Here is an 18213-nt window from a genome sequence, read left to right on the forward strand (position 1 = left end):
GTGGCAGAAAACCTAAATCAGTAAATATATGTCTAATTTTATGAAAGTGGATCAGAACCGCAGAAAGCATCCGCCGTTTGTAACAGGCAGTCTGGCTTTCTCTTTAGTTGTCGGCTTGATGGCTTTTTCACCGTCATCGGCTTTGGCAAATGTGGACGTGAATGCGATTACAAGTATTCAGCAGCAAAAACAGAGTATCAACGGTGTGGTAAAGGATGCTAATGGCGACCCTGTCATTGGTGCCTCCGTACTGGCTAATGGTACTCCTGTGGCAGTGACCGACGTGGACGGTCGCTTCTCTGTTTCAGTCGCTCCGGGTACGGAGTTGAAAATCAGTTATGTTGGTTTTGCCACGCAGACCGTCATGGTGCGAAGTGGTGTAAGCAACTACAATGTGACATTGAAAGATGACGATCGTGCTCTCAGTGAGGTCGTCGTTGTCGGTTATGGTACCCAGAAGAAGGCGAACCTCTCAGGTTCTGTTGCCCAGCTTGATGGAAAGACGCTTGAAAACCGTCCTATATCGAACGTTTCTTCGGGCTTGCAGGGTCTGTTGCCGGGTATTACGGTGACAGGAGCTGACGGTGCGCCGGGTCTTGATAACGGTACGATTCTTGTGCGTGGTGTGGGAACTTTGAACTCCGCTTCGCCTTATATCCTTATTGATGGTGTTGAGGCAGGAACGCTGAACTCGCTTGACCCGGAGGATATTGCGAGCATCTCCGTCCTGAAGGATGCTTCCTCGGCAGCCATCTATGGTTCAAAAGCATCCAACGGTGTGATTCTGGTAACTACAAAACGAGGGCAGAACGGTGCGCCGAAGGTTAGTTATTCAGGTTATTTCGGTATTCAGAATGCAACAGCCTTGATGGAAAGGATGAATTCAGCCGATGCTGCCTACTATTACAACAAGGCATTGGAACGTAGCGGTAAGGCACCCCGCTTCTCTGACGAGGCTATTCAGAAGTTCCGTGACGGCTCTGACCCTTACAACTATCCTAATACCGACTGGTACGACCTTGCATTCAAGACAGCCTGGCAGAACCGCCATAACGTGAATGTCACAGGTGGTAACGAGTATGTGAAATACCTTGCTTCTGCCGGCTATCTCAAGCAGAGCAGTATCCTGCCGAATGCCGGTCGTGAGCAGTTCAATGGTCGTGCAAACCTCGACATGGTGCTGTCAAAGCGCATCACTGCCCATCTTAACCTTTCTTATATCCAGAACAACTACCGTGATGCGAGCAGTGCATACGCCGGTGGCAGCAGTGACCAGATTATCCGCCAGCTGAACATCATCGCTCCGTGGATTCCTTATAAGAACGAAGACGGCAGCTATGGCACCGTTTCTGACGGTAACCCGATGGCTTGGCTTGAGTCAGGCATGACCGTAAACCGCAACAACCGTAACTTTACGGGTATGATTGGCATTGACTATCAGATACTCAAGGATCTGAAACTGACGCTCCAGGGAGCCTACGTTGATGCTTCCCAGCGTTACTCTTACTTCCAGAAGTTCATCCAGTACAATTCTAACAAGGCTACTGAACCAAACAACTTGACGATTGCCCACTATGACTGGCACCGCACAACCTTCGATGCGTTCATGAACTATGACAAGTCGTTTGCACAGCATAACTTCAAGGCTATGCTCGGATGGCATACTGAACGCTTCAAGTATCTGCCGGATTGGATGTACCGCAAGGGCTTCCCTAACAATGACCTGACCGATATGAACGCTGGTGATGCTTCGACACAGCAGAATGCTGGTCACACTCGTGAGCTGGCAATGGTGTCTTACTTCGGTCGTCTGAACTACGACTATGCAGGTCGTTATCTCTTTGAGGCAAACTTCCGTTCTGATGCTTCTTCACGCTTTGCCAAGGAACATCGCTGGGGCTTCTTCCCGTCATTCTCAGCTGCATGGCGTATCTCCGAGGAGCCGTTCATGGAGAGTGCGAAGTCTTGGTTGAACAACCTGAAGGTGCGTGCATCATGGGGTCAGTTGGGTAATCAGGACGCTCTGAGCGATTACTATCCTTGGATGAACACTTATAACCTCGATGCGAAGTATCCGTTTGGCGGACAGCTCACACCGGGTTACTATCAGGGTAGCTATCATCTTGAAACAATTTCATGGGAACGTTCAACCACATGGGGTATCGGTATCGACTTTACGCTCTTCGGCGGACTGACTGGTTCGTTCGATTACTATAACCGCAAGACTACAGGTATCATCATGGACGTGTCAGCTCCGGCAGAGTTTGCACTCGGTGCATACAAGGATAATATCGGTGCATTGCGCAATCAGGGTGTTGAACTCTCATTGGCTTACGCAAAGCAGTTGAACAAGGACTGGGCAATCAACGTCGGTGCGAACTTCGCTTACAACAAGAATAAGATTCTCTACTTGGGTGAGGGAACAGAATATATTGAAGATAAGGATGACCGCAACCGCCGTACAGCTATCGGTAAACAGTACAAGAGCTATTATATGTACAAGGCAACTGGTAAGTTCTTCAACTCACAGCAGGAAGCTGATGACTACACAGCGAAGTATGGCAACCCGTTCGGACGTAAGTTCATGGCGGGCGACCTTATCTATGAGGACACCAATGGCGATGGCAAGCTCGATTCAAACGACCGTATCTACACCAAGCATACGGACATCCCGGCTATTACTTACAGTTTCAACCTCGGTGCTACATGGAAGGACTTTGACCTGTCAATGATATGGCAGGGTGTCGGTTCAGTATCTCATATCTACAACCGTGAGGTTCTCGGTGAGTTCTCCGGTGATGCAAGCCACCCGTCAACACTGTGGAAAGACTCGTGGACAGACGACAATCACAATGCCAAGCTGCCTCGCGTATTCGAGACAGGAAACAGCCCAAGTGACATGACCCGTGCCATGTCAACCTTCTGGTTGTGGAATACAGCTTACTTGCGTCTGAAGACTTTGCAGCTTGGTTACTCTCTTCCAAAGAGCGCACTCAAAGCCATCGGTCTTGAGAAGGTACGCATCTACTATGCAGGTGAGAACCTCCTTACCTTCGACGCATTGCCATTCAATATTGACCCGGAGGTAACCAGCGAACGTGGATCATCTTATCCATTGCTGCGTTCACATTCTATCGGTATCAATATCACATTCTAACCGTAATTACCCGATATACATTATGAAAACTATAAGAACATATATATTGGCAGGTGTGGCAGCATTGTCGCTGTCATCCTGTGATGATTTCCTCAACACTGTTCCGAAGGATGCAATGTCGCCAGCTACAACATGGAAGACAGGCGACGATGCAGCGAAGTTTCTTGTCGGCTGTTATGATGGTTGGGAAGAAGGTGCTGCCCTGCTTTATTGGGATGCCGGCTCCGACTTTGCCTACAACAACTTCCCATGGGAGGGCTTTACCAACATCGGTAACGGCTCGCTTTCACCCTCATCTCCGGGTTGGTCGTTCTACGACTTCACCATCATCGGCAGGTGTAACACCTTGCTTGAGAATGTTGACAAGTGTGTTTTCAGCAGCGATGCAGTAAAGAAAGACCTTATCGCGCAGGCGAAGGCCATCCGTGCTTATAACTATTTCCGCATGGGTTTCCTTTATGGAGGTGTGCCAATCGTCAAGCCTTTCACCAGTGCACAGGAAGCACGTGTGCCACGTAACACGGAGCAAGAGGTGAAGGACTTGGTATTCAAAGACTTGGATGAGGCTATTGCCGACATCAATACTACGCCTGCAGCACGTGGACGTATCGCAAAGGGTGCTGCCCTGGCTATGAAGATGCGTGCTGCCCTTTACTGGGGCGACTATCAGAAGGCGAAAGATGCTGCGCAGGCTATCATTGACATGGGAAAATACGAGCTTGAGGCTGATTATACCAACCTCTTCAAGTTAGATGGCAGAGACTCAAAGGAGATCATCCTTGCCGTGCAGTATAAGAGCGGTACCCGCCAGTTGGGTACTATCGGACAGCTGTATAACAACGGTGATGGTGGTTGGTCATCAGTGGTTCCGACGCAGAAGTGTGTCGATAACTATGAGATGAGTAACGGCATGACCATTGACGAGGCAGGCTCTGGCTACGATGCAACCCATCCTTTCCACGGTCGTGACCCACGCATGGCGATGACCATTCTCTATCCAGGTTGTACATGGAAAGGCTATGTGTATAACACGCTTGGTGAGGAGCTGAACGGGAAAAAGAATCCTAACTATCCATCAAATGCTGCCAACTCTTCCAAGACTGCGCTCACATGGCGTAAGTACTTGGATCCTATGAGCCAGTATTCTGATATATGGGATACCGAGTGCTGCCCGATCGTATTCCGTTATGCCGAAGTACTCTTGACATGGGCAGAGGCTGAGAATGAGTTGAACGGTCCTTCAGCAAATGTCTATACGATGATTGACAAGGTACGTACCCGCGTTGGTATGCCAGTTGTTGATCAGGCAAAGTATAACACAAAGGAGAAACTTCGTGAGCTGATTCATCGTGAGCGTGGCTCTGAGTTTGCTGGTGAGGGTCTTCGCCGTGCTGACATCCTACGCTGGAAAACCAATGGTAAGATGGTGGCAGAGATTGTGTTGAATGGTCCATTGAATCGTATCACTGGTACCATAGACAGCACTCTTGTCGATCCAACGATGCGTGCCGTAGTCAGTGGAGCAAGCAAGGTAGAGGATCGTACTTTCCAGACTTTCCACAGATATCTGCCTATCCCGCAGTGGAATATCTCGGACAATCCTAAGCTGGAGCAGAATCCGGGCTACGCTAAGTAGTCTGCCTGCCCTGCAAATGGATTTTTTATAGCTTTTTCATCGTTTTGCCCGGACATCACCAAGTGTGGTATCCGGGCTTTTCCGTGGGTGCTTTCTGCTTTTATACACCTTCTTTTTCTTCCTTTCCCTTGTCATGGGAATGTCCTCTGCTGGCTTGCGACTACACCATCTGATTTACAACAAGCTCTCGTCTTTACCTCTGCTTACTTCGTTCCTCCGTGTGAACGCCAATTAACACTTAATTGAGGTGCAAACAAGCATCTGTTGTTTTTTCTTATGATGATTTTTTAGGTTCTTCCGTTAAATGCGTAGATTGGAAAAGAACAAAGCCTTATACACCTGTATGGTATGATTATCCAAAATCAGATGGTCTTATAAGGGGGGGACAGGCTACAAGATAAAAATGCAGAAAAGGCAAACAGATACCATGTCTTTCCGTCTTCTTACAAACAATTTATTCCCATGCTGACCGCTATTTGTAAACTATTTTCGTACAACCCAAAACCAATACATGGTCTCTTGGCTTTGAAAAGACGCCCAATTGACTTGCAATAGACGCCCTTTTGAGGTCTAACTGACGCCCTTTTGAAGTCCAATTAAGCACCTTTTCTTGCATGACTTTATAACTGACTGATTTACTGTTGGTTGCAAACTTGCTTTTTACACGTGTTTTTGTCTTTATCTGCAGGTGTTTTACCCTAAATTATGTCATGATTTTTCAATCTGCTGTCTGCGATTTTCAAAGTATTGACATGAAAAGGTTTTCTGTGTCGGAGGATGATAACAAAGTAGGTAGCCAAGACTGTCTTGGCTATCTTTTTGTTTAACGCACAACTTCGGTTCTTCCGTTAAAGCTATACGAAAAGCATCCACGCATTTAACGGATGAACCATTTTTTATTACATAATCCGTGAAAGTCGGTTGCTTTTCACAGTTGACTGAACTGTAATCGTCAGCCTTTTACCCAACTCTTCAGAAAGCGGTTTCAGAGAACAGGCTACTTGAAAGGCAAAAGCATATCAGAGGATGGTGCATGAAAATAGGGACACACAGACTGTGCGCCCCTATGATTCTCTTTGATTATAGTATCTATACAGGTTCTTACTTCTCCAATACCTTGAATTCGGCACCTGTTGCAAAGTCCTGACCATTCTGCTCACTGAGGGCAGTCAGACGGACGAAGCGAGCCTTGACTGGTGTGGTGAGAAGGATAGCCTTTTCCTTTCTGTTGTTCTCAAACTCACCCTCGGCAACAGCCTTGCCCCATGTCTTGCCGTCGTTGCTTACCTGAATGCTGTACTTCTTGATGTTACCATTGTTGCTGTCCTGACGTGGGAGGTAGGTGAAACCCTTGATAGTCTTCATGCCGCCACAGTCGAAGTCAACCCAGTGTGGGTGGTTAGCCACCGTAACAGAGTACATTGTGTGCCAGTAACTGCTTGGATTGCCGTCGGTAAGATGGCTTGCATCACCCTCGCCACTCTCCTGACTTGAAGCGAAGACCACTGACAATGGGATGCTCTCGATGCGTGAGAAGGTCTGTGAAGCCTTGAGCCAAGCGTTCTCCTTCGTCCATGCAGTAATGGTTCCACCATTGCGCAGGCTGACAGCACCCGTGTACTTCATCGGCTTCTTGCTGTCGTTGGTCGTATAGAAGATGTCGCTTTCTGCACCGTTTGCATTGATAGTCACATTGCCTTCTGCGTCACGAACGATAGTAAGTGGTGTAGCACCGCCAAGACTTACGTTCGCATTGCTGACGAGGTCGTTGGTCTTTGCAGAGCTCATAGGACGAATCATGTAACCGAAGGTGTGTGGCGTTGCCATCACACGGTCGAGCATCAACGGTCCACCCTGTCCGCAGCTGTTACCACCAAGACCGGTGATAGCCATGTCAAGGTGCAGATGCGTGTATTCGCTCTGTGGCAACTCGTGCGGGTGATTAGCCATTGCGATGGTATTATCCGACCAAGGAAGAGCTGAGAAACTCATCTTGTCCTTTGCCACGAAGATAGCCCCATAAAGCGCATCGTTGCCATCATTGCCTGTAAGCGAGAGCCAACGAGTATCCTGATGGTTGCCGGTATCCTGTGGTTTAGGGAAGGCAACGAACTCATCCTCAACTTCCTGCTGCTCGTAGATACCAATCATCTGACCTGTCTTGCGGTCTGGATAGTTGTCAACCATACCACGACCATAGTAAGTCAGGAGGTTGAGATTCTTAGGAACACGAACGGTATAACCCAGCTTAGCGAGTGTAAGATTAGGCTTGTTGCTTGTGATTGCGCTCTCGCTCTCGATGCTACCGTCAGGGAAGATGGTGTAAACCACCTGCGTATTGAAGCGGAAGTCGTCCTTACCGAATGGTTTTTCCTTGTACTCGATGAGCTTCTTCCAGTTGGCATTGCCACCCTCAAGGCGATAAGCGTGAGGTGCCTGTGACTCAACGTTGAATACAACTGATACGGAACCGTCAGCATTTGCGTGGGTTGTATAGTTGGTACACTTGTGCTGCAGGTTGTTCAAACCATTCGCATACCATGCCTCGTAAGCCCAGTTGTCATTGTTGACCCATGCACGAAAAGCGTTCAACTCCGGTCCACAACCATCTGCAATGACGGTCTTGCCATCGTACTGAAGGTTATAGATCGTACCCTTAGCGAGGTCGAAAGTTGTGGTAAAGGTCTTGCCGGAGAAGACAATCTTATTGTCCTTCACCGCTGACATCGTCACCTTACCAGCTGCAGCGATTGCCGGACGAGCTGCCGCAGCCTGCACAGGCAACTGCTCCTCAGCCTGAACATAGCCCGCCTTAGCCCAAGGCATATCACGCTTGAGACGATAGGTTACGTGGAGGAGGTACTCCTTGTTAGGGTCAAGACTCTCGTTGAGTCCTGCGATTGTAATGCTCTTATGGCTTCTTGCCGGTACGCTACCCAGCTCAAGACTGCCCTGCTTGACACGTACACCGTCAGCTGTCAGCACGTATGACATAGCGTAATCGCTGAGATCATCAGAGTAGTAGTTCTTATTGAACACATCCAAAGTGGCTGTCTTAGCGTCCTTCCAACTTGTACCGATATACTGGTAAACCTTCTTCACCTCATAATACTGTGGTTTCGGAGCCTCATCACCGAAGATGACACCGTTCATGACAAACTGTCCGTCATTAGGCGTATCACCGAAGTCACCACCGTAAGCAAGGTAACGCTTGCCATCCTTTGTGTAGTTGTACATACTCTGGTCAATCCAGTCCCAGATAGCACCACCCATAAAGAAGTTGGTTGACTCCATCGCCTCCCAGTAGTCAACGAGGTTGCCCACGGCGTTACCCATAGAATGGGCATACTCCGAGATATGGAAAGGATACTTAAGACCCATCTTTCCCTTCACCGCATCACGTGTCCAAGCGATACTTGGATACTGGTTAGAACCCATGTCCACGATGTCGTTGTTGCGCTCATACTGTACTGGTCTTGAAGCATCGTAAGCCTTCAAAGAGTCGTAGGCAACGACGAAGTTATGACCCGGTCCTGCCTCGTTGCCCAAACTCCAGATAACAACAGAAGGCTGATTGACCAACTGGCGTGTCATAGTCATTACACGGTCAACGTGGGCTGCTTGGAACTCTGGTACGTGTGAAAGCGACGCCTTGCCATAGAAGTACTCATGGCTCTCGATGTTTGCCTCGCTCTCCAAGTAGATACCATACTTGTTGCAGAGATAATAGAAGTAAGGGTCATTAGGATAATGTGAGGTACGCACGTGGTTAATGTTCGCACGCTTCATCAGCATAATCTCACGTTCCATCTGCTCACGAGAGATAACCTTACCCGTCAACGGGTTGGTGTCGTGGCGGTTTACACCCTTGAGCTTCACGGGCTTGCCGTTGATATAATAATATCTTCCAGCCAAACCGAATTCGTCCTGACTTGCTGGTGTATCCTTGATTTCAACAGTACGGAAACCAGTTTGGAAGCTGATGGTCTCAACTACCTTCTTACCCTGCATCAGCTCACCGACAACAACATAGACGTTAGGCTCTTCAGCTGTCCATGCTGCCGCATTGTCCACGGTAAGTGTCTGACGAACGTGAATCTGCCCCTTGCTGTTACAAGCGGTCTTTGCCTTCGCATCCTCGAAAGTAGCAACGAGTTCGTTGTCGTCAGCAAAGAGTCTGTTCTTGTATATGCTCCAACGAAGGTGCAAGTCCTTTGCATTCTTTGTCGTGAGGTTCTGCAATGTCGTGTTGAGGTCGACAGTCCCCTTGCCGTCAGCGTAGGAAGGGATTGCCTTCACGTCAGCCACGTGTACCTTTGGAGTCGCTGTGACATTCACGCTACGGAAGATACCCGGCAGACGAAACATGTCCTGTGCCTCGAGGAAGCTACCGTCAGACGAACGATAAACCTCTACCGCCACCTCGTTCTTGCCCTTGGTTATATAAGGTGTAATATCGAATTGTGCCGTATTGCGCGAGTTCTTTGAGAAGCCCACGTAACGACCGTTGATCCACAAATAGAAGAATGAATCTACACCATCAAAGTTCAGGTAGACTTCCTTGCCGTCCCAAGTAGCAGGAACTTCAAAACTTCTTCTGAACGAACCCACCTCATTACGATACTCGTAAGTGGTGTAGTTCTTTGGCGGTTCACGCATGACACCCTTCTTCCAGTCACCCGGTTCGATGTTATACTTGAAGATAACCCACTGATTTACATAGATTGGCACACCGTACTTCAGCGTTCCATCCTTCTGAATACCAGCCATGTTCCAGCTTACAGGTACCTGCAGACGGTCCCACTTGCTGTCATCATAGCCCTTTGTGAAGAAGTCCTTTGGACGCTCATCAGGGTTCTTTGAGAAGTGGAAACTCCATTCTCCGTCGAGAGAAAGGTAGTCCTTTGCAAACTCTGGCAATACCTTTCTTGCCTCATCGACAGACGAGAAAGAAGAGAACAACGCACGAGCAGGCAGCTTGTTGTAGCCCAATGCGCCCGGCGACTGCCATTCATTACCAGTTGGTGCTGTAGCCTGACCAAAGAGGTAGCCTCCTGCAGGATAGTCATCAGCCTGCATTGGCGCAGCTGTTAATGACGATAATAATAAACCGAATAGTAATTGTTTATACATAATAGAATAGGTGTTAGACATTGTCAAATGTGTCTCCGGCCTCCCTTCTCAAGGACTCTCCAAAGACGGCTATGAGACTGTAACTCAGCATGCAAGCCTCACTTCATTTTTCAACGCAGGCAAAGTTAATAAAAAAAAACAAATAAGCAATAGGAAAGGGAGGATATTGCGTAAATAATACACTATTATCGGATAAGCTGGCAAGTGAACGAGTTGGCAAGTGAACGGGTTGACGAGCAGACAAGTGAACAAGGTGCTTGGGAGGAAAGGGTAACAGGAGGGCGGAATGGCAGAATAACATATTTCTCTTCTCTTTTATCGTTTTCCCTTTTACCTTTCCCTACCAAGCACCCAGCTCTCTTTTCACACCTTTATTTCTTATAAGACAATAGAATTCCATCAAGACCTAAAGCCCGTGGATGGCACAGAGGCTACGTAACTCTTAATGCAATGTCCGGAACTCTGAAGTAATCAAATTATTTGACAATATCGCAAGGGCTAAAATGCAGATTATGGACTCTGATTTTATATCAATCATCAATAGCGTCGTTATTAACGCCTAATTGCATTGCAACTAACGCCCTTTTGACGTCTAACTAACGCCCTTTTGCAATGCAATTAAGCACCTTTTCTTGCAGCACCCTGTAACAGATTGATATGCTGATGGTTATGGGGACGGATAAAACCCACTGTTTTTGATGGAATTTCAGGACTGAAATGAATAGAAACGGCAAGCAGTCTGAGGACTGTTTTGGTAAAAAATTTTGCGTAAAACGGAGGAGAAAGGAAGAAGGGGATGTGCGGAAAACACGCAGTGGGAGGATGAGCCTGCCCCTCCACAGGTGCATTAGCCCCCGATGTGCATTATTTAAAAAGACCATTTCTTCACTCGAAAACGAGTGTTGAAATGGTCTTTCGTTTGTATCTAAGGAGAGATTCTATTTTTACTTACAGACAAGAAGCTGTCAAGTCATTAGTTGACACGCCCTTTTTCTGTAGTAATTTCTTTATTTTACAGTTACGGTTATTGTACCTGCCAGTTTGTTCTTGTCAAGCACGTTGACAGTTGTTGTTCCGGCCTTCACCCCCTTGATGATAACATTGGACTTCTTAACGGAAGCAGTTGCTATCTTCTTGTCCATTACGCTAACCATATATGGAGCATTCCCATTTTTGACAGTTACAACTCCCTCCTTGCCAACAGCAATCTCTAAGCTCGACTTGTCAAAGGTAAGCGGGGTAGCCACATTGACAGAGATGGTGCCGAAGAGCTTATTCTTGTCAGTAACGGTGATAGATGTACTGCCTTCTTTGACACCTGTAACAGTTATGATATTCTTGTCAACTTTTGCGGTAGCAATCTTCTCGTCAGTAGACTTAACCGTGAAAGGCTGTGCTCCGTTACCAATCTTAACTTTTGCAGTGGCTTTGGGAGCTACATTGACTTTAGTAGTACTGAACTTCAGTCCAGTGTTTTTGTCATCATTGTCATCACCGCAAGATGCGAAGGTTACCGTACCAAGGCAGAGGGCTGCCATTACCATTGTTTTGAAAATACTTTTCATTTCCATTGTTTAATTTATTTTATTAGGTTGAAAATAATCTTTCTGTAAATTGTTTTCGCCTATATAAAAACAGTTTTCCAAATATCTTGCCTCGTGTAAAAGCAAATTTTTATTAAAGAATGAGTGCTTTATGAAAACTGCCACAAAGCGGGACAGGATGTACTTCAGTATCATTTGCTGTCCGTTTTGTTCCTCTGCCTTTCCTTCCCCCGTCTTTATCCACATTAATCTCAAATCATAACAGCCTGCTTGAAATTCTCTATTTTATCTATTATCTCCGTCTTCAGACAGGGTTTTACGGTATAAAAAAACATAAAAATACAAAACATAACGCTACCAAGTTTGGTTATTCACATAATTATATGTACCTTTGCACGCCGTATCGAATTTGGATAACGGGAAAATGCTATGTTTTAAGGAGGAAATAGTACACAATTCATGAGACAACTTAAGATTTCAAAAAGTATCACCAACCGATCAAGTGAGGCACTGGATAAGTATCTTGTTGAGATCGGTCGTGAACCGATGATTACCGTTGACGAAGAGATTGAGCTGGCGCAGGAAATCCACAAGGGCGGTCGCAAGGGCGAGCGTGCCAAGGAGAAACTGATTAAGGCTAACCTCCGTTTCGTCGTTTCTGTGGCTAAACAGTATCAGCACCAAGGACTCTCTCTCACCGACCTTATCGACGAGGGAAACATCGGACTGGTGAAGGCTGCCGAGAAATTCGATGAGACCCGTGGTTTTAAGTTCATCTCATACGCTGTCTGGTGGATTCGCCAGAGTATTCTGCAGGCTATCGCTGAGCAGAGTCGCATCGTGCGCCTTCCATTGAACCAGGTGGGAGCCATCTCTAAGATTAATCAGGTGACGAATGAGTTTGTGCAGCAGCACAACCGTCGCCCGTCTATCCACGAGCTGGCAGAGCTGACCGGCATTGACGAGGCACGTATCCGCCAGAGTCAGAGCGCAGACAATCATCACATGAGTATCGACGCACCGTTCAGTGATGACGACGACAACTCAATGAGCGACATGCTGTCATCGGGTGATGATTCACGTACCGACCGTGGCGTAGACTTCGAGTCCATGTCTGACGACCTCCGTGCTGTTCTTCAGAACACACTGAAGGACCGTGAGATAAAGATTGTCACTGAGTGTTTCGGCATCGGATGTCAGGAGAAGGGTCTGGAGGAGATCGGAACAGAGATGGGTCTTACCCGTGAGCGTGTCCGCCAGATTCGTGAGAAGGCTATCGAGAAGATTCGCGAGAGCGGCAATGCACGTGTGCTGATGAAGTACTTAGGCTAAAACAAACAATATAATATAATCCTTCCGAAAGTCCTGCAATGTTGATTGCAGGGCTTTTGCTTTTGAGCCAAATCTGCCATTAGAAAAATCCAACTTCATTTTATCTGAGATACTGCCGAATGTGTGTAGATAGACAATAAAACAAAAGCCTCTACGTTATATAAAAGTTATGAAGCGTAAGGATATTCAGAAATACATATTATTACTTTTGTTCATGGTGACAGCGCAGCTGGCATTGGCACAATCATTCATGCTGCAAGGCAAGGTTTCCGACAAGGATGGCAACCCGATTGAACTGGCATCTGTCATGGTTGTGTCGCAGGGAAAGCTGTCGATGACCAACCTCAAGGGCGAATTCAATATGCAGCTGCAGAGCGAAGACTCCGTAAAGGTGCGCTTCTCTATGATTGGCTATAGGACCAAGACAAGGGTACTGGTGCGTCCAAAGGGTAAGCAGACGCTGCTCATCCAGCTTGCTGACGACAACGAATTACAGGAAGTTGTTGTAGAAGGAAAAAACAAACAGCACGGTACAACAGAAGAATTGGATATTCAAAAGACTAAACAAGGACCATCGACTTCGGGCAATGCCGTGGAAGAGATGGTGCAGACACAGGCTGGTGTTTCAACCCACTCGGAGCTGTCTTCACAATATAACGTCCGTGGTGGTACGTTTGACGAGAACTCTGTATATATCAACAACATAGAAGTGTTCCGCCCCTTCCTTGTGCGCAGCGGACAACAGGAGGGTCTCTCCATCATCAATCCCGATATGGTAGAGAGCATCGGCTTCTCAACAGGTGGCTTTGAAGCGAAATATGGTGACAAGATGAGTTCTGCCTTGGACATCACCTATAAGCGTCCTAAGAAGACTGAAGCCTCCGTTTCAGCCTCACTCTTAGGTGCCAGTGCCTACCTCGGACTGGCTACGAAGCAGCTGACGTGGACCAACGGCGTGCGATATAAGACCAACCGCTACCTCCTCGGTTCACTCCAGACAAAGGGAGAATACCGTCCGTCGTTCCTTGACTATCAGACTTATCTTTCGTGGCAGCCTAACAAACGCTGGCAGGTAGACTTCATCGGTAACATCTCAGACAATCATTATAACTTCGAGCCGGAAGACCGTGAGACGAACTTCGGTACGCTGCAGAACGTAAAGAAGTTCCGTGTCTACTTCGACGGACAGGAGAAAGACCTCTTCCGCACGTTCTTCGGCTCATTGGGCATCACCCGACATCTCAGTTCCCGCACGGATATAAGACTGCTCGCATCGGCTTTCTCGACGAAGGAACAGGAACGATATGACATTCAGGGACAGTACTGGCTTACACAGACGGAAACATCTGAAAACCTCGGTGTGGGCACTTATATGCAGCACTCACGCGACTATCTCAATGCTAATGTAAAGAGTCTGAAGCTGATGATGCAGCACCGTGCAGGCAAACATAGGATTGAGGGTGCTGTGACCTATAAGATTGAGAACATCAAGGAGAACTCGGCAGAATATGAATACCGTGATTCTGCGGGTTATAACGTTCCTCATACAGGGCGTGACCTGAAGATGATTTACTCGCTCCGTGCCCGCAACGAACTCAATGCGAAACGCTTTGAGACTTATCTGCAGGATACATGGAACTTCCAGACACGTGACTCTGTCCCTACCCTCTTCACACTGAATTACGGCGTGCGCTTCGCACATTGGGACTTCAACGGCGAGAGCCTGTTCTCTCCACGTGCATCGCTCACCATCACACCGGGCAGAAACCGTAACCTCAGCTTCCGCATTGCAGGCGGCATCTATTACCAGGCACCTTTCTATAAGGAACTCCGTGACACGACAAAAGTCAATGGAGTCACCTACGCAACGCTCAATAAGAAGATTCGGGCACAGCAGTCTATCCACGCATTGGCAGGTATGTCCTATCGCTTTGAAATGTTAGGTCGTCCCTTCAAATTCACTGCCGAGGCTTATTATAAAGCGCTCTCACGGCTCGTACCTTATTCAGTTGACAATGTAAAGGTAACTTACTACGGTGAGAACACGGCAACAGGTCACGCCACAGGTCTCGACTTAAAACTTTTCGGTGAGTTTGTACCGGGTGCCGATTCATGGCTGACTTTCAGCGTGATGAACACCAGCATGAAGTTGAATGGCAAGAGTATTCCACTCCCAACCGACCAGCGTTATGCTCTCAACCTTTATTTCACGGACTTCTTCCCGGGCACAACCCGCTGGCGTATGTCGCTGAAGCTGGCTTATGCGGACGGTCTGCCTTTCTCTGCCCCACATCAGGAACTGGAAAACAACACCTTCCGTGCACCAGCCTATAAGCGTGCCGACATCGGTATGAGCTACCGGCTGCTGGACAATCACGACGGTAGTCGCAACACGATTTTCAAGAACATCTGGCTTGGCATTGACTGCCTTAACCTCTTCGGTATCAACAACGTCAATTCCTACTATTGGGTAACTGACATCGCCGGACAGCAGTATGCTGTTCCTAACTACCTTACCGGACGGCAGATTAACGGAAGGATTACGGTTGATTTTTAATTGGTCTTCTATGTTACTTTCCAAATAAATCGGATAATGTTTATTTATTTATCAATTCCGCAGCATTTCTCCTTGTAATACAATTTCATATATTGAGATGTCTTTTGGGACTCTATACATTGACAGGATGATTCTTCAGTCCACGCCTCACAGCGATGGATGGGATATGGGGCAAGCAAGCCATTCTTCCCTCTCTGATGCTCCGTATTTTCACTTGAAACACGAGGGCTATGGCAAATGAACCGTAGCTGGCGAAAACTGATGTAGCAGCAGAACCGTACAAGAACAGATCAATCAATTCTTATAAGATGGAAATCAACCGCATTTTAGAATCTAATGGGATATACGGTGCAAGGATATTATCATCGTGCGATTGTACAGCTGTACCTGAGCAATGGCATCCCATACTGAGGGAAGAGGATAAAGGTTTGCGGAAGGATTTTATACTGGACTACTGGAAACCCTTTCATCACCTTCTCCCCAAGACCATTAAGATATTTGAGCAATATCTTGCTGATGCGTTTCTAATCCTACACGACGATCAGGTAAAGATGGCTTACTTGTTCCTGATAGATAACGAGCATATCATATACGTGGGCAATCCTCCTAAAACAGATAATCTGCCCACTATCCTTCCCGGACGACTGCTTGACTTCTACACACACATACATGACGGGTGGCTTGAAGGCATCAGCGGAGGATTAGGACTGCTGCCGACAGAGAACATCCGGTTTCTTGCTGAATCAGAATGGGGACTCCCTGACGAAATGTTACAGTTGGTTGATTTGTCAAGAACCTACTATGTTTTTCATAATGGCGGGGGTGGTTTTCTTTGTATTAACATTGAAGAGGCTGAAAAGCCCAAGTCACTTGTCTGGTGGACAACCGAGCAACCGAAGCTGGACGTTGACTTCTGGAGTTTCTTAGATGCCTGGATAGAAATAGGTTTTCTGTATTAAGTTCAGTTGTTTCTGTCTCGGGAAGGGTTCTTCCTTCAATGATGGCGGATGAAATCTGACGGAGAAGCTGTAAGATAGTACGGTCACTGCCATGAAGAATAAGATTATTTTTCCTATCTTTGTCGGGACTATGGTCCCTGAATCGACAAGAGAAGAACAGTTGCTCGGGGAAGGGAAGGGACATGTTGATAGGAAAGAACGTCAACCATTGTAAGGAAAACAACATAATAGAAACCCTTGAAACGAGCTGATTATGGCATATACACAAGAGAACTTTCAAGACTGGATATTCTTCATCCCTGACAAGATGGAGTATTTCACAGGCGAATTTGCACAGGAAAACGGCTTGACATTGGATTACAGTATCAAGTCATTGGATGAAATAGAGGGGTGGATTCTCGCTAATTTCAAGCATCATAACGACTTGATAGCAGAGAAGAAGCTGCTGGACTATATAACTATTTATATCGGTGAAACCTTCAGAAAACACATCGGTGGCAAATGGTATATTGACTTAGAGAACAAGAAGAACGCCTATTACTCGATGCCTGTCCTCACTGACCCAGCTTATATCGGGGAACGATACGTAGCTTCAATGACCTATGCCACAGCCTGTATCAGCAGACAAAAAGGCAATTACATCAGTACTATTCTGTTAAATTGTATGGAAGACATGGGAATTGTTCCGAAAGACAGATAACCTTTTAGAAGCCGTTTTGCTTATCCCTTCTCGTCATAGAAGTTCCGGCTTACTGCTACCAAGCTGACAAAAGCAAACTAAACAGCATTTTTATGGAAGATTTACTTAACGGAATCAGCACAGAGTTCCTTCATCGTATGCCTTTTGGAGAGCTCTTCAAAGATTGGAACATCTCAAAAGCGGGTGCAGAGGAAAGGTTAGAATACCTGATGTATGCAGCCTATTGCGCTTATTTCGACAAGAAGGACGCTACTGCAAAACAGTTTCTGAGCATCCTGACAAAAGAAGAATTTGAGGGAAACTATGATAAATGGACTTGGACAGAAGGGGCTATCCTTCTGCAAATTCATCTGGATAATTATGCAAACCATCGGTTAAAAGAGAAGCTAAAAACTACCTTGGACTATGCAGAAAGTGAGGCTGTAAGGAAAATATGCAGAAAAGCATTCCAAAGAAGGGCTAAGGGTTTCCTGCTAAACAAGAGGGAATTCCCTTTCCAGGAGGAAGATAAGAGAGTGGATTTTCTTAAAGTCATCCCATATTTTAGCGAACTTATATTCATAAGAACATTCAATGAAAGTGACCTCACCGATGAGCAACTGTCATTAAAGATGTCATTGATAGAGGATAAGATAACGCAGGTTATTTCTTCTTATAAGTAAGCGTTTCGCCACAAAAACAATGGTGAAGCCGCACGATTCATAAAGCAGGAACAAGGCTGTTGCGGTTCGGAAAAAGGACAACAAGAGGCTATCATCTACTTAAAACAGGCAATATGGAATTTGAACAAACAGAACAACAACTGACAACCGCTGAATTAGCTGCTTTTGAACAGCAGTTCAACATCAAACTTCCGATGGCTTTCAAAGAGCATTATCTGAAGCATAACGGCGGCTACCCTCCATACGAATACGTGAAAGGAATTGCGAATGTTCTTACCATAAACGGTTTCTACCCTATAAAATACGGGCGGCTGCCTGTCGAGAAGATAATAGCTGATTACGGTAAAAGCGGCATTGTCTTTGACGGGAAAATACCCTTTGCCTACGATAATGGTGGCAATATGTATCTCATATCGTTAGAAGCAGACACGTATGGGCATATATTCATCATTGAAACGGAGTTCTTGGAGGATAAGAACTACACTTTGGTGTCAAAGTCATTCACTGATTTCCTGGGTTCATTTCATTGATTA

At 46.6% G+C, this 18213-nt stretch carries 11 protein-coding genes; 8 read left to right on the forward strand and 3 right to left on the reverse strand.

Going from position 1 to position 18213, the window contains the following annotated elements; translation table 11 throughout:
* Positions 1 to 28 precede the first annotated feature (28 nt).
* Positions 29 to 3157, forward strand: coding sequence for a SusC/RagA family TonB-linked outer membrane protein (locus ADJ77_RS11625; protein ID WP_025078201.1), 3129 nt, complete (start codon positions 29 to 31; stop codon positions 3155 to 3157).
* Positions 3158 to 3179: 22 nt separating this feature from the next.
* On the forward strand, positions 3180 to 4793 hold the full coding sequence (locus ADJ77_RS11630; RefSeq protein ID WP_025078202.1) for a RagB/SusD family nutrient uptake outer membrane protein: 1614 nt from the start codon (positions 3180 to 3182) through the stop codon (positions 4791 to 4793).
* A gap of 1101 nt (positions 4794 to 5894) precedes the next feature.
* On the opposite strand, the gene ADJ77_RS11635 is transcribed toward ADJ77_RS11630, so the two are convergent.
* Entirely contained in the window at positions 5895 to 9926 is a 4032-nt protein-coding gene (locus tag ADJ77_RS11635) for a glycoside hydrolase family 2 TIM barrel-domain containing protein (protein ID WP_050696446.1), read from the reverse strand.
* Positions 9927 to 10933: 1007 nt separating this feature from the next.
* A complete protein-coding gene (locus ADJ77_RS11640) occupies positions 10934 to 11497 on the reverse strand; it encodes a pilus assembly protein N-terminal domain-containing protein (RefSeq protein ID WP_050696447.1) in 564 nt (187 codons plus the stop codon).
* 432 nt (positions 11498 to 11929) lie between these two features.
* Here ADJ77_RS11640 and ADJ77_RS11650 point away from each other — a divergent pair, with 432 nt between their 5' ends.
* A complete protein-coding gene (locus tag ADJ77_RS11650; protein WP_004359180.1) occupies positions 11930 to 12802 on the forward strand; it encodes a sigma-70 family RNA polymerase sigma factor in 873 nt (290 codons plus the stop codon).
* Between the two features lie 169 nt (positions 12803 to 12971).
* Entirely contained in the window at positions 12972 to 15359 is a 2388-nt protein-coding gene (locus ADJ77_RS11655; protein WP_050696448.1) for a TonB-dependent receptor, read from the forward strand.
* Between the two features lie 112 nt (positions 15360 to 15471).
* On the opposite strand, the gene ADJ77_RS13910 is transcribed toward ADJ77_RS11655, so the two are convergent.
* The gene (locus ADJ77_RS13910; protein ID WP_148301591.1) at positions 15472 to 15657 is read right to left on the reverse strand and encodes a hypothetical protein; all 186 of its coding nucleotides are present in this window, start codon (positions 15655 to 15657) and stop codon (positions 15472 to 15474) included.
* Between the two features lie 130 nt (positions 15658 to 15787).
* Between ADJ77_RS13910 and ADJ77_RS11660 the strand changes: the two genes are divergently transcribed.
* The 4 genes from ADJ77_RS11660 to ADJ77_RS11675 all read left to right on the forward strand — a co-directional run bounded on the left by ADJ77_RS11660 (position 15788) and on the right by ADJ77_RS11675 (position 18210).
* Positions 15788 to 16318, forward strand: coding sequence for an SMI1/KNR4 family protein (locus ADJ77_RS11660; RefSeq protein WP_234398099.1), 531 nt, complete (start codon positions 15788 to 15790; stop codon positions 16316 to 16318).
* Positions 16319 to 16571: 253 nt separating this feature from the next.
* A complete protein-coding gene (locus tag ADJ77_RS11665; RefSeq protein WP_025078205.1) occupies positions 16572 to 17018 on the forward strand; it encodes a hypothetical protein in 447 nt (148 codons plus the stop codon).
* A gap of 92 nt (positions 17019 to 17110) precedes the next feature.
* On the forward strand, positions 17111 to 17680 hold the full coding sequence (locus ADJ77_RS11670) for a DUF6707 family protein (RefSeq protein ID WP_025078206.1): 570 nt from the start codon (positions 17111 to 17113) through the stop codon (positions 17678 to 17680).
* A 113-nt stretch (positions 17681 to 17793) separates the two neighbouring features.
* A complete protein-coding gene (locus ADJ77_RS11675; RefSeq protein WP_025078207.1) occupies positions 17794 to 18210 on the forward strand; it encodes an SMI1/KNR4 family protein in 417 nt (138 codons plus the stop codon).
* The last annotated feature ends 3 nt before the right edge of the window (positions 18211 to 18213 follow it).

It is taken from the genome of Prevotella fusca JCM 17724 (genome assembly GCF_001262015.1).
GTDB classification, from domain to species: Bacteria; Bacteroidota; Bacteroidia; order Bacteroidales; family Bacteroidaceae; genus Prevotella; species Prevotella fusca.